1 protein-coding gene is annotated in these 15465 nt (G+C 63.4%); it reads right to left on the bottom strand.

Annotated features, from left to right (window positions below; translation table 11 throughout):
- Window positions 1–49: 49 nt before the first annotated feature.
- Window positions 50–15385: an Ig-like domain-containing protein gene (locus tag GKQ23_RS10105; RefSeq protein WP_212410742.1), complete on the bottom strand. Its 15336-nt coding sequence runs from the start codon at window positions 15383–15385 to the stop codon at window positions 50–52.
- Window positions 15386–15465: the final 80 nt, after the last annotated feature.

Below are 15465 nucleotides of genomic sequence, written 5' to 3'. Positions count from 1 at the left end.
TTTCACCCTTAATGGTGGTTTAGTTGTACGTGGTTCACCGATGCCCTGATTAAGCCTGCGGTGTGATGTCTCGTAATGCGCTTTCCAGCGCGGCGATCTGTTCTGTCCGTTCCGCTTCCGGCTGGCTCAGCTGCTGGCTGAACAGCGGCGTACCAAATACCGAGGTTGGCTGTACGGTCTGGTTAATAGTGTTGTCACTGACCTGCTGCCAGCTGCTGCCGGAGAACACTTCCAGTCCGGTGGCGCCCGGCAGCGCCGGGATAGCGAACTGGGCGGCAAGGCTGGAGCGGCCACTCATATCGCCGTTGACGTCGCTGCCGTGGCTGCGGCCGTCCACAGGCTGATAGTGGTTAACACCGTTCTGGCTGAACACGCCTGCCAGGGTTGAGGATCCGCTGCCGTCACCGCCCTGCTGGCCGCTGCTGAACGCCGCCGTAATCGACGGTGCATCGCCTGCCGGGGTGCCCTGCGGAGTAAACAGCGAGCCGCTCTCCTGCGGGCTGCCGTCACCCTGCGCCAGGCCGAGCAGGGTCAGCTGTTCGCGGGAATAGCTGGCGTTTTGCCCGCTGTCCACCGCGCTGTGACGCTGCTCGCTGCGGAACTGCGGATCGCCGTTGAGGAAGTCGGCGGTACGCAGGATAAAGCTGCTGCTGACCGATTCACCGAAGTGGTCGGTGGCGGTGATGCGCACGGTGATACTGCCCGCCAGCGTTGGCGTGCCGCTCAGCGTGCGGGTGGCCGGGTCGAAGCTCAGCCAGCCGGGCAGAGCCGAGCCATCGGCCAGCGTGGCCCTGTAGCTCAGCGCGTCTGCGCTGTCCGCATCGCTGAACGCACCGGCCGGCAGCGTCAGGCTGAACGGCTGCTGCTGGGTGGCCAGCGCATCGTTCAGTCCGCGGGTTTGCGGGGTGCTGTTGCTGTACGAAGCGTTGCTGATATCGCTGCCGACGCCGTTACCTGCGGCATCCGTCGCCAGTGAGGCGCTGGCGTTATAGCGCAGCTGCAGCGTGCCGTTGCCGGTGACGTTGGTCAGCTGGATCTGCCAGTGCGTGGCATCAATTGCGGTAACCGAAGTCAGTGTGGCGTTCAGCGAACCCGTGGTCAGCAGGCTGAAATCGGCCACGCTGAGACCGCTGACCCCCTCCGACATTTCCAGCTGATAGCTCAGCGTCTGCGCTTCGCCACCGGCGTTCAGCGTCAGGCTGACCGGCTGCGGATGCTGCGTGTCGATGGTGAAGTTGCCGGACGACACCAGGCCCTGACCGATATTCCCGGCCGCATCACGCACCCAGGTCTGGTTGAGCACCAGCTGGTTAGTCGCATCGGTCACGTCGGCGTTCGGCGTGTAGGTGCCTTTCCAGGTAATCCCGCCGTCGGTGGTGATCAGCTCGGACAGGGTGCCGTTCGGCGCGGTCAGCGCGTCGCGGGTCAGGCCGGAGACGGCTTCGCTGAAGGTGATGGTCACGGTGGACGCCTCACCCGCACGCAGTGCGGTGTCGCTCAGCTGGATAGTGGCGGTCGGCAGCTTCGTGTCGATGGCGAAGTTGTCAGACTCCACCAGCCCCTGTCCGGTGTTGCCTGCGGCATCACGAACCCAGGTCTGGTTCAGCATCAGCTGGTTAGTCGCGTCGGTCACGTCGGCGTTCGGCGTGTAGGTGCCGGTCCAGGTGATACCGCCGTCGGTGGTGATCAGCTCGGACAGCGTACCGTTCGGCGCGGTCAGCGCCTCGCGGGTCAGACCGGAGACCGCCTCAGAGAAGGTGATAGTCACGGTGGACGTTTCACCCGAACGCAGCGCGGTATCGCTCAGCTGGATAGTGGCGGTCGGCAGCTTCGTGTCGATGGCGAAGTTGTCAGACTCCACCAGCCCCTGTCCGGTGTTGCCTGCGGCATCACGAACCCAGGTCTGGTTCAGCATCAGCTGGTTAGTCGCGTCGGTCACGTCGGCGTTCGGCGTGTAGGTGCCGGTCCAGGTGATCCCGCCGTCGGTGGTGATCAGCTCGGACAGGGTGCCGTTCGGCGCGGTCAGCGCTTCGCGGGTCAGGCCGCTCACAGCCTCAGAGAAGGTGATGGTCACGGTGGACGCCTCACCCGCACGCAGTGCGGTATCGCTCAGCTGGATGGTGGCGGTTGGCAGCTTTGTATCAATCGCAAAGTTGTCAGACTCCACCAGGCCCTGGCCGATATTGCCTGCCGCATCGCGTACCCAGGTCTGATTAAGCACCAGCTGGTTAGTCGCGTCGGTCACGTCAGCGTTCGGCGTGTAGGTCCCTTTCCAGGTGATCCCGCCGTCGGTGGTGATCAGCTCGGACAGGGTGCCGTTCGGCGCGGTCAGCGCCTCGCGGGTCAGGCCGGAGACGGCTTCGCTGAAGGTGATGGTTACAACGGACGTCTCACCCGCACGCAGCGCGGTGTCGCTCAGCTGGATGGTGGCGGTTGGCAGCTGCGTGTCGATGGCGAAGTTGTCCGACTCCACCAGGCCCTGGCCGATATTGCCTGCCGCGTCACGAACCCAGGTCTGGTTCAGCACCAGCTGGTTAGTCGCATCGGTCACGTCGGCGTTCGGCGTGTAGGTGCCGGTCCAGGTGATACCGCCGTCGGTGGTGATCAGCTCGGACAGCGTGCCGTTTGGCGCGGTCAGCGCTTCACGGGTCAGGCCGGAGACGACTTCGCTGAAGGTGATGGTCACGGTGGACGCCTCACCCGCCTTCAGCGCGGTGTCGCTCAGCTCGATAGTGGCGGTTGGCAGCTTCGTGTCGATGGCGAAGTTGTCCGAGGACACCAGGCCCTGTCCGGTATTGCCCGCCGCGTCGCGCACCCAGGTCTGGTTCAGCACCAGCTGGTTAGTCGCGTCGGTCACGTCGGCGTTCGGCGTGTAGGTGCCGGTCCAAGTGATCCCGCCGTCGGTGGTGATCAGCTCGGACAGCGTGCCGTTTGGCGCGGCCAGCGCTTCACGGGTCAGGCCGGAGACGGCTTCGCTGAAGGTGATGGTCACGGTGGACGCCTCACCCGCACGCAATGCCGTATCGCTCAGCTGGATGGTCGCGGTTGGCAGCTTTGTATCAATCGCAAAGTTGTCAGACTCCACCAGGCCCTGGCCGATATTGCCTGCCGCATCGCGTACCCAGGTCTGATTAAGCACCAGCTGGTTAGTCGCGTCGGTCACGTCAGCGTTCGGCGTGTAGGTCCCTTTCCAGGTGATCCCGCCGTCGGTGGTGATCAGCTCGGACAGGGTGCCGTTCGGCGCGGTCAGCGCCTCGCGGGTCAGGCCGGAGACGGCTTCGCTGAAGGTGATGGTTACAACGGACGTCTCACCCGCACGCAGCGCGGTGTCGCTCAGCTGGATGGTGGCGGTTGGCAGCTGCGTGTCGATGGCGAAGTTGTCCGACTCCACCAGGCCCTGGCCGATATTGCCTGCCGCGTCACGAACCCAGGTCTGGTTCAGCACCAGCTGGTTAGTCGCATCGGTCACGTCGGCGTTCGGCGTGTAGGTGCCGGTCCAGGTGATACCGCCGTCGGTGGTGATCAGCTCGGACAGCGTGCCGTTTGGCGCGGTCAGCGCTTCACGGGTCAGGCCGGAGACGACTTCGCTGAAGGTGATGGTCACGGTGGACGCCTCACCCGCCTTCAGCGCGGTGTCGCTCAGCTCGATAGTGGCGGTTGGCAGCTTCGTGTCGATGGCGAAGTTGTCCGAGGACACCAGGCCCTGTCCGGTATTGCCCGCCGCGTCGCGCACCCAGGTCTGGTTCAGCACCAGCTGGTTAGTCGCGTCGGTCACGTCGGCGTTCGGCGTGTAGGTGCCGGTCCAAGTGATCCCGCCGTCGGTGGTGATCAGCTCGGACAGCGTGCCGTTTGGCGCGGCCAGCGCTTCACGGGTCAGGCCGGAGACGGCTTCGCTGAAGGTGATGGTCACGGTGGACGCCTCACCCGCACGCAATGCCGTATCGCTCAGCTGGATGGTCGCGGTTGGCAGCTTTGTATCAATCGCAAAGTTGTCAGACTCCACCAGGCCCTGTCCGGTATTGCCCGCCGCGTCGCGCACCCAGGTCTGGTTCAGCACCAGCTGGTTAGTCGCATCGGTCACGTCGGCGTTCGGCGTATAGGTGCCTTTCCAGGTGATCCCACCGTCGGTAGAGATCAGCTCAGACAGCGTGCCGTTCGGCGCGGTCAGCGCCTCGCGGGTCAGGCCGGAGACCGCCTCAGAGAAGGTGATGGTCACAACGGACGTCTCACCCGCACGCAGCGCGGTATCGCTCAGCTGGATGGTGGCGGTCGGCAGCTGCGTGTCGATGGCGAAGTTGTCCGACTCCACCAGGCCCTGGCCGATATTGCCTGCGGCGTCACGCACCCAGGTCTGGTTCAGCACCAGCTGGTTAGTCGCGTTGGTAACGTCGGCGTTCGGCGTATAGGTGCCGGTCCATGTGATCCCGCCGTCGGTGGAGATCAGCTCGGACAGCGTGCCGTTAGGCGCGGTCAGCGCCTCACGGGTCAGGCCGGAGACCGCCTCAGAGAAGGTGATGGTCACGGTGGACGCCTCACCCGCACGCAGCGCGGTGTCGCTCAGCTGGATGGTGGCGGTTGGCAGCTGCGTGTCGATGGCGAAGTTATCAGACTCGACCAGGCCCTGTCCGGTATTCCCGGCAGCATCGCGAACGTAAGTCTGGTTCAGGACGATCAGGTTAGTCGCGTCGGTCACGTCAGCGTTCGGCGTATAGGTGCCTTTCCAGGTCACGCCGCCGTCGGTGCTGGTCAGCTCGGACAGCGTGCCGTTCGGCGCGGTCAGCGCTTCGCGGGTCAGGCCGGAGACGGCTTCGGAGAAGGTGATGGTCACAACGGACGTTTCACCCGAACGCAGCGCCGTATCGCTCAGCTGGATGGTGGCTGTTGGCAGCTGGGTGTCGATGGCGAAGTTATCAGACTCGACCAGGCCCTGGCCGATATTGCCCGCAGCATCGCGAACCCAGGTCTGGTTCAGCACCAGCTGGTTAGTCGCGTCTGTCACGTCGGCGTTCGGCGTGTAAGTGCCGGTCCATGTGATCCCGCCGTCGGTGGTGATCAGCTCGGACAGGGTGCCGTTCGGCGCGGTCAGCGCCTCACGGGTCAGGCCGGAGACCGCCTCAGAGAAGGTGATGGTCACAACGGACGTTTCACCCGCACGCAGCGCGGTGTCGCTCAGTTCGATAGTGGCGGTTGGCAGCTGGGTATCGATCGCAAAGTTGTCCGACTCCACCAGCCCCTGGCCGATATTCCCGGCGGCATCGCGCACCCAGGTCTGGTTCAGCACCAGCTGGTTAGTCGCATCGGTAACGTCGGCGTTCGGCGTATAGGTGCCGGTCCAGGTGATCCCGCCGTCGGTGGTGATCAGCTCGGACAGGGTGCCGTTCGGCGCGGTCAGCGCCTCACGGGTCAGGCCGGAGACGGCTTCGCTGAAGGTGATGGTCACGGTGGACGTCTCACCTGCTTTCAGCGCGGTATCGCTCAGCTCAATGGTCGCGGTTGGCAGCTGCGTGTCGATGGCGAAGTTATCAGACTCCACCAGGCCCTGTCCGGTATTGCCCGCCGCGTCGCGCACCCAGGTCTGGTTCAGCACCAGCTGGTTAGTCGCATCGGTCACGTCGGCGTTCGGCGTATAGGTGCCGGTCCAGGTTATACCACCGTCGGTGCTGATCAGCTCGGACAGCGTACCGTTTGGCGCGGTCAGCGCCTCACGGGTCAGGCCGGAGACCGCCTCAGAGAAGGTGATGGTCACGGTGGACGCCTCACCCGCACGCAGCGCCGTATCGCTCAGCTGGATTGTCGCGGTTGGCAGCTTTGTATCAATCGCAAAGTTGTCCGACTCCACCAGCCCCTGACCGATATTCCCGGCCGCATCACGCACCCAGGTCTGGTTCAGCACCAGCTGGTTAGTCGCGTCGGTCACGTCGGCGTTCGGCGTGTAGGTGCCGGTCCATGTGATCCCACCGTCGGTAGAGATCAGCTCGGACAGGGTGCCGTTTGGCGCGGTGAGCGCTTCGCGGGTCAGGCCGGAGACGGCTTCGGAGAAGGTGATGGTCACAACGGACGCCTCACCCGCACGCAGCGCGGTGTCGCTCAGTTCGATAGTGGCGGTCGGCAGCTTTGTATCAATCGCAAAGTTGTCGGACTCCACCAGCCCTTGGCCGATATTCCCGGCCGCGTCACGCACCCAGGTCTGATTGAGCACGATCTGGTTGGTAGCATCGGTCACGTCAGCGGCCGGGGTATAGGTGCCCGTCCAGGTCACGCCGCCGTCGGTGGTGATCAGCTCGGACAGCGTACCGTTTGGCGCGGTCAGCGCTTCACGGGTCAGGCCGCTCACTGCTTCAGAGAAGGTGACGGTAATAACGGACGTTTCACCTGCACGCAGCGCGGTGTCGCTCAGTTCGATAGTGGCGGTCGGCAGCCTGGTATCAATCGCAAAGTTGTCGGACTCCACCAGGCCCTGGCCAATATTCCCGGCCGCATCACGCACCCAGGTCTGGTTCAGCACCAGCTGGTTAGTCGCGTCGGTCACGTCGGCGTTCGGCGTGTAGGTGCCGGTCCAGGTCACGCCGCCGTCGGTGCTGATCAGCTCTGACAGCGTGCCGTTAGGCGCGGTCAGCGCCTCACGGGTCAGGCCGGAGACGGCTTCGCTGAAGGTGATGGTCACAACGGACGTTTCACCCGCACGCAGCGCGGTATCGCTCAGCTGGATTGTGGCGGTTGGCAGCTGCGTGTCGATGGCGAAGTTGTCCGACTCCACCAGGCCCTGACCGATATTGCCTGCCGCATCGCGTACCCAGGTCTGATTGAGCACCAGCTGGTTAGTCGCGTCGGTCACGTCGGCGTTCGGCGTATAGGTGCCGGTCCAGGTGATACCGCCGTCGGTGCTGATCAGCTCGGACAGCGTGCCGTTCGGCGCGGTCAGCGCCTCGCGGGTCAGACCGGAGACCGCCTCAGAGAAGGTGATAGTCACGGTGGACGCCTCACCCGCTTTCAGCGCGGTGTCGCTAAGCTCGATCGTGGCGGTTGGCAGTTGCGTGTCGATGGCGAAGTTATCAGACGACACCAGGCCCTGTCCGGTATTGCCTGCGGCGTCACGCACCCAGGTCTGGTTCAGCACCAGCTGGTTAGTCGCGTCGGTCACGTCAGCGTTCGGCGTGTAGGTCCCTTTCCAGGTGATCCCGCCGTCGGTGGAGATCAGCTCGGACAGCGTGCCGTTAGGCGCGGTCAGCGCCTCGCGGGTCAGGCCGGAGACCGCCTCAGAGAAGGTGATGGTCACGGTGGACGCCTCACCCGCACGCAGCGCGGTGTCGCTCAGCTGGATGGTGGCGGTTGGCAGCTGCGTGTCGATGGCGAAGTTGTCAGACTCCACCAGCCCCTGTCCGGTGTTGCCTGCGGCATCACGAACCCAGGTCTGGTTCAGCATCAGCTGGTTAGTCGCGTCGGTCACGTCGGCGTTCGGCGTGTAGGTGCCGGTCCAGGTGATCCCGCCGTCGGTGGTGATCAGCTCGGACAGGGTGCCGTTCGGCGCGGCCAGCGCGTCGCGGGTCAGGCCGGAGACGGCTTCGCTGAAGGTGATGGTTACAACGGACGTCTCACCCGCACGCAGCGCGGTGTCGCTCAGCTGGATGGTGGCGGTTGGCAGCTGCGTGTCGATGGCGAAGTTGTCCGACTCCACCAGGCCCTGGCCGATATTGCCTGCCGCGTCACGAACCCAGGTTTGATTCAGCACCAGCTGGTTAGTCGCGTCGGTCACGTCGGCGTTCGGCGTGTAGGTGCCGGTCCAGGTCACGCCGCCGTCGGTGCTGATCAGCTCGGACAGGGTGCCGTTCGGCGCGGTCAGCGCTTCGCGGGTCAGGCCGCTCACAGCCTCAGAGAAGGTGATGGTCACGGTGGACGCTTCACCCGCTTTCAGCGCGGTATCGCTCAGCTGGATGGTGGCGGTTGGCAGCTGGGTGTCGATGGCGAAGTTGTCCGACTCCACCAGGCCCTGGCCGGTATTGCCTGCCGCGTCACGCACCCAGGTCTGATTGAGCACGATCTGATTGGTAGCATCGGTCACGTCAGCGTTCGGCGTATAGGTGCCGGTCCAGGTTATACCGCCGTCGGTGCTGATCAGCTCGGACAGCGTGCCGTTTGGCGCGGTCAGCGCCTCGCGGGTCAGGCCGGAGACCGCCTCAGAGAAGGTGATGGTCACAACGGACGTCTCACCCGCACGCAGCGCGGTATCGCTCAGCTGGATGGTGGCGGTTGGCAGCTGGGTATCAACCGTATATGGATCGGAAACGGTTAGCCCCTGCAGGGTATTCCCGGCACGGTCTCTGATGCCGCTGTTATCAAAGAAGATCTTATTATCAGCCCCGTCATTATCACTTTCCGCCGTCAGGATACCGGTCCAGGTGATACCGCCGTCAACAGACGTGAACTCACCCAGCGTGCCGCTGGTCGGGTTGAGGTTATCGCCGCTGAAGCCGCTGACCGCCTCGGAGAAGGTGACCGTTACGGCGGTGCTGGCACCGGCCTTCAGCGTGCTGTTATCCAGCGCAATGCTGACCGTCGGCCGCACGCCGTCGATGTCATAGCTGATGCTGGTGCTGCCCTCGCCCGCGTTGCCCGCCCGATCGCTGACGCCGGCATTATTCAGGGTGATCTGATTGCCTGCGGCAGTAATGCCCGTCGTCGGCTCCAGGCTGGCCTGCCAGGTCACGCCACCGTCGCTGGTGAACAGTGTACCAAGCGTGCCGTTTTCCACGGTGATATCGTCACGGGTCAGGCCGGTCACCGCTTCGGTAAAGGTGATGGTGACGGTGGCGTACTGCCCCATCCCCAGCAGCGGGTTATTAATGCTGATCGTGGCACCCGGCAGTACCGTATCCACCACGATCGCGCTCTGCCCGCTCAGCGAGTTCTGCGTACCCGCTTCCGGCAGCGTCAGATCGGCCGCCGTTCCCGCTGCACTTTGCAGCGTCGCACCGTTCAGTTGCAGCGCGGCGTTGCCGCTGACCTCAAGATCGGCGCTGTTGTCACCCGGCTGAACCAGATATTCGAACTGCAGCTGGTTCGCAGCGTTCTGCCCGCTATAGGTGGCATAACGGGTCGCACCGCCGACTTCAAGCTGCAGTGTCGGGCGACCATCGGTGGTGTCGACCACCATATCGGCGCTGTAATTAACGGTAATCACCACCGTCTGGCCACTTTTGTAGTAACCATCCGGGCTGGAGGCCGTCACGCTGGTGACCTGCGGGGCTTCTACTGGCGTGCCCTGCTCGACAATGACCAGCGAGTTCATCCACACGTTCTGGGTATCGATACCGCCATTCGCCGTGCCGCCGCTGTCTTTCACTCCGATCAGGGTGAACTGACGAAGTGTCCCGGAATTAACATCCCCGCTGGTGGTGTTGCTGGTGTTGCTGTAGCGGATCCCTTCCACCAGAGTACTGGCGGCTGCACCGCTGATGCCCCCGGCAGAAGAGAGGACCAGGCTGGCCGAAGATCCCGACACAATCAGACTCCAGCTGAGGCCATTCAACGCGGTGGTGCCAGAGGCCGACTGTCCAAGGGTGATGGTGGTGCCGTCAACACTCAACACCTCATGGTTGCCATCAATCAGCAAATCGGCCGTCAGGGTCAGTTGCGTTATGGTCTGTCCGGCTTCCACCGGATCGATGGTGACCTGGCTGAACAACTGGGCCTGTGGCGTGCCTGCGTTGAGCCAGGTGAGGCTGTTATTCAGGCTGATTAGCGGCGCGTCGTTAACGCCGTTCACCTCAACCTGCAGGGTGGCGGTACTGCTGGTGCCATCGTCACCGTCGCCGATCGTGATGCTGATACTGCGGGTGTCGGTGGACGGATCGCTGTTGTTACTGTTCTGGTAAGTCAGCGCACGGGTCAGCGCCTGCACCGCCTCCGGCGTGGCGTTCGCGTTAAACGCCACCACCAGGTCGTGCCCCTCGCTGCCGCCGCTGACGGTACCGATCTCCACGCCGTTATAGCTGACGCTGCTGCCGTTCACGCCGATGACGCTACCCGCTTCGCCGCCGGTACGGATGCTCAGCACATCTTCGCTGCCGTGGCCGTTAGCGGTGATCGACACGGTCAGGCTGCCGCCGTCAAAGTTGGCCGAGTCGCCGTCGGTGACGGTGGCATCGCTGCCGGCATCCAGCAGCACCGGCGCAGCGCCTTCAGTGTAAGTGACGCTGTCGCCGTCCAGCCCGCCGATCGTCGGCGCGCTGTTGGCCGCCGGGGCGATACTTAAATTGACCGTCGCGGTGATGCCGCTCCAGCTGCTGTCACTGCCGCCATTTTCCGTGCCGCCGCTGTCCTTCACGGTGTTCAGTACAAACTGGCGAATCGGGAACTGATCCGCCCCGCCACTGTTGCTGTAGGTGATCCCCGATATCACCGCGCTGGCCGCGGCGGCACCGATCCCCTCCGCCTTCGACAGCGTCAGGATATTCAGGCCAAGGTCGGTGGCGATCGTCCAGCTCAGGCCGTTGATCGCCGTGGTGCCGCTGCCCGCGACTAACGGGATCACGCTGCCGTCGATGCTCAGCACATCATGGTTGGTGTTATTAAACACGAAGTTCCATGAAGTGAGCGTCAGCTCAGTGATGGTCTGCCCGGCTTCCACCGGATCGATGGTGACCGGGCCGAACAGATTGACCTCGGCGCCGGGCTGCGTATAGAGGATGCTGTTGCCGTTGCCGCTAACCAGCGGCGCGTCGTTGACGCCGTTCACCTCAACCTGCAAGGTGGCGGTATTGCTGGTGCCGCCGTCCCCGTCGCTGACGGTAATGCTGATGCTGCGGGTAGCCGTGGACGGATCGGTATTGTTGGCATTCTGATAAGCCAGCGCGCGCGTCAGCGCCTGCACCGCGTCCGGCGTGGCGCTGGCGTTAAACGCCACCACCAGATCCTGCCCTTCGCTGCCGCCGCTGACGGTGCCGATCGCCACGCCGTTGTAAGTGACGCTGTTACCGTCAACGCCAATCACATTACCCGCTTCGCCGCCGGTACGGATGCTCAGCACATCTTCGCTGCCGTGGCCGTTAGCGGTGATCGACACGGTCAGGCTGCCGCCGTCAAGGTTGGCCGAGTCGCCGTCGGTGACGGTGGCATCGTTACCGGCATCCAGCAGTACCGGGGCAGCGCCTTCGGTGTAAGTGACGCTGTCGCCGTCCAGCCCGCCGATCGTCGGCGCGCTGTTCTGCTCTGGCTGGATCGCCAGGTTTACCCAGGTCGTGATATTGGCAGAAGAATAATCAACGCCGCCGTTATCCGTCCCGCCATTATCCCAGACGGCAGCGAACAGAATTTCACGCATGCCGGTGCTTTCGGTATTGTTATTGCGGTAGGTGATACCCGCCACCAGCGCCGTTGCGGCTTCCGCGCTGATGCCCTCTGCCTTAGTCAGGCTCAGGTAGCTCTGGCCGCCCGTCTGCGAGACGCTCCATCTGAAGCCATGATCCGCCGTGACGCCGCTGCCATTGGTCAGCGGCAGATCGCTGCCGTCGATATGCAACACTTCACTGCTGTTGGCGGAGCTGTTGTAGGACCAAATGCGGATCACAAAATCAGTGATGGCCTGGCCCGCTTCAACCGGATCGATGTTGATGCCGTTGAACAGGGTTAAGGCGCTGTCGCGCTCGCTGTAGCCGTAGCTGCCGCCGCTGCCCGCAACGACAGGCGCATCATTGACGCCAGTCACACTCACCTGCAGGGTGGCCGTATTGCTGGTGCCGCCGTCGCCGTCGCTGACGGTGATGCTGATGCTGCGGGTGTCAGTCGACGGATCGCTGTCGTTGCTGTTCTGATAAGTCAGCGCACGGGTCAGTGCCTGTACCGCTTCCGGCGTCGCATTTGCGTTAAACGCCACCACCAGATCGCTGCCATCGCTGCCGCCGCTGACGGTGCCGAACGCCACGCCGTTAAACGTCACGCTGTTCCCGCTCACGCCGATGATGTTACCCGCGTCGCCGCCGGTAAGGATGCTCAGCACATCTTCACTGCTGTGACCGTTAGCGGTGACGGCAGCGGTCAGGCTGCCGCCGTCGAAGTCGGCGGAATCACCGTCCGTTACCGTGGCATCGCCATTGGCATCCAGCACTACCGGGGCCGCGCCTTCGGCGTAAGTCACGCTGTCGCCATCCAGCCCGCCGATGGCCGGGGCGCTGTTGACTGTCGCGTCGAGCATGATATCAAACCAGGTGGATACCCCCGTCCAGTTCATGGTGTCGCTGCCGCCGTTTGCCGTGCCGCCGCTGTCCTTCACGCTGCTCAGCTCGAACTGACGGAAACCGTACTGCGCGTCGCTGCCGGTGTTGCTGTAGGTGATAGCAGACACCAGCGCGCTGGCTGCCGCGCCGCTGAGCCCCTGCGCTTTCGACAGCGTCAGGATTGAGATGCTGCTACCGCCCGATATCGTCCAGCTCAGACCACTGATTGCCGTGGTGCCGCTGCCAGCGGTTAACGGGATCACGCTGCCGTCAATGGTCAGCGCATCATTCATGTTGCCGTCGTTCCAGTAGTTCCAGATGGTCAGCTGCAGTTCGGTGATGGTCTGCCCGGCTTCCACCGGATCAATGGTTACCGAGTCGAACAGGGTCAGTTCGCTGCCGCGTTGCTGGTAGATCTGGTAATGACCACTGCCGTAAACCAGCGGCGCATCGTTCACGTCGGTGACGTTAACCTGCAGCGTGGCCAGGTTGCTGGTGCCACCGTCGCCATCGCTGACGCTGACGGTAACGGTGCGGGTATCGGTGGATGGATTGAGGTCGTTGCTGTTCTGGTAGGCGATCGCCCGCACCAGCGCCTGCACCGCTTCCGGGGTGGCGTTGCTGTTCAGCGTCACCACCAGATCGTTGCCGTTGCTGCCGCCGGTGTAGAAGCCGATATCCAGGCCGCTGTAGTTGACGATGCTGCCGTAGGCGGTGATCTGTTTACCCGGTTCACCGCCCGTGCGGATAGTCAGAACGTCTTCGCTGCCGTGGCCGTTAGCGGTGATGGAAACGGTGAGTGCGCCACCGTCAAAGTTCGCCGAATCGCCGTCGGTAATCGTGGCATCCGCCCCGGCATCCAGGGCCACCGCATCCTGCCCTTCGGTATAGGTGATGCTGTCGCCATCCAGGTTAGCGATCACCGGGGCGCTGTTCGCTGCCAGCGGGGCCAGCGCCATATCAAACAGGCCGATCATAGAGGCACTGTCGCTGTCCTTACCGCCGTTTGCCGTGCCGCCGTTGTCTTTCAGCAGCGACGCGCTAAAGGCGCGGTAGGTGATGGTACTGTCACTACCAATGTAGCTGTAGGTGGCCTCATTAAGAATGGCGCTGGCCAGTTCCGGGCTGACCCCTTCCGCTTTGCTCAGCGTCAGCGTGTAGCTCCCGTCTGCACTCTGCGTGACCGACCAGCTGAAGCCATTGTTCTGGGTAGTGCCACTGGCTTCAACCAGCGGGATAGCGCTGCCATCGATATGCAGAATATCTCCGGCACCATAGATACCATCGTTGCCGGTGTCGGTGTTGACGCCGCTTTCGCTGTCGCCGTAGACGTTGCTGACACTGCTGATCGCCATTTCCGTGATTAGCTGCCCGGCTTCCACCGTATCAATGTCCACCCCGAGAAACAGCAGCGCTTCACTGCCGCGTTCGGTGATGGTCTCCCAGTTACCGCCACCCGGGTTCTTCGGCGCATCATTGTGGCCGATCACCGCCACCTCCACGGTGGCAGGGGTGCTGGTGTGGCCATCGCCATCGCTGACCGTGATGCTGATGCTGCGCGTGTCGGTAGACGGTTCGCGCATGTTGCTGTTGCTGTAGGTTAAAGCGCGGGTCAGCGCCTGTACCGCTTCCGGGGTGGCGCTGCTGTTCAGTGACACCACCAGATCGTTGCCCGCCGTGCCGCCGGTGACCATACCGATTACCGTGCCGCCCCATGTAACGCCAACGCCGTTAAAGCCAATCTGCCCGCTGCCGTTTCCGTCATTGCGGATGCTCAGCACATCTTCGCTGGCGGTGCCGTTGGCGGTAATCGAGACGGTGAGTTTGCCGCCGTCAAAGTTGGCGGAATCGCCGTCGGTAACGGTGGCATTACCACCGACGTCCAGGGTGATGGCCGGGCTGTCTTCGATATAGGTGAGGCTGTCGCCGTTGAGGTTGCCGATCGCCGGCGCGGTGTTCTGCGCCACGCCGCCGATCGGTTTGATATCGATAATGTCAAAATTCTGCAGGACGGTCATTTCTGAAGAAGTGAACACCGCCTGAGTGATATCGTTGAACGACCCCTCCATATAATCCCACAGGGTCGGCGTGCCGGCGGCGCCAGAAAGACGCATGGCACCGGTGGAGCCATTGGCATAAGTGACTTCAACATCGACCAGATTAGTTTCAGACGCCAGCCTGAAGGCGGACAGGTCGAAGGTATAGCCGTCCGGTGCCCTGATGGTCAGCACCGTGCCGTTGCCGCTGACCGAATTATAATCAAAGGCATAAAGCCCCTGCAGCCCCCCTACCTGGTCAATGCTTAAGAAGCCCCCGGTCTGTGGCGCTGCAAAGGTAAAGGTATAGCCACCGATGTTTTTGGTGGCATACCAGGGGTCACCTCCGGTACCCGGAGCGATGTCGCTTCCGGTCAGCGTTACCTGAGTCAGCAGACCCTGATAGCCCTCCACCGCTAACGCGGTAGTCTCAATCTCCCCGCTGTGCTTCTCAAGCAGCCAGTTACCGCCCAGCAGGCTGCTGCCGGTGGCATCGCTGGAGGCGGCCACATCCGCGCCGGTGGCGGTAGCGAGATCGCTGATAAAGGCACTGCCGGTTGCGCCGGCACCGACATCGCAGCCGTAGAGCAGCAGATCGCCGTCGGCGGTCAGTGCCTGGCCGAGGGTGGTCAGCGCGGCCTGTACGTCGGCGGTGTGGATCGCGCTGTCGTTCAGCACGAAGCTGCCGAGGTTAATCTGACCATCAACGCCGTGGGAGAAGATATGCACCGCGTCGTAGCCGCTGTGGGTTGAGGCCCAGTCGGCGATCTGCTGCAGGCCGTTGCTGCTGCCGTCAATCAGCACCACCTCGACACCCGGTTTAATGCCCTCAATCAGGCTCTGATAGCCATCCACCGAGGTATCGACAAAGGCCACTTCTAGGCGTGGCGTGGCGGTGGCGGTGGCCGCAATCGCCACCGCATCACTGCTGGCGTTCGGGTCGCTGTTCTGGCTGACATCGCTGTTGTGGCTCTGCTGTTCAGCGCCCGCATCCTGCGTGGCGTCGCTCTGGCGGGTATCGCTGCTGGCGCTGGTCTTTGCGCTGTCGGCATGGTCATCGGCCGTTTTCGCTACCGCGCTGTCGCTGTTGCTCAGCGTGGTGGTCACCGTGGCGGCGACCGCACCATCGAACAGCATACGTGGCTCCAGAAGCCAGGCGGAAGGCGCAGCCGCTCGCGCGCCAGCATTGCTTTTTTGTCCACGTTTACCCCGGCCGG

The organism is Erwinia sp. E602 (assembly GCF_018141005.1).
Taxonomy (GTDB): domain Bacteria; phylum Pseudomonadota; class Gammaproteobacteria; order Enterobacterales; family Enterobacteriaceae; genus Erwinia.
The sequence above is the reverse complement of the archived record's forward strand: the minus strand, read 5'-3'. Positions and strand labels throughout refer to the sequence as shown.

Coding starts and splice junctions, on each gene's coding strand:
- GKQ23_RS10105 (WP_212410742.1), bottom strand. CDS start 15,385: ATGCTGTTCGATGGTGCGGTCGCCGCCACGGTGACCACCACGCTGAGC.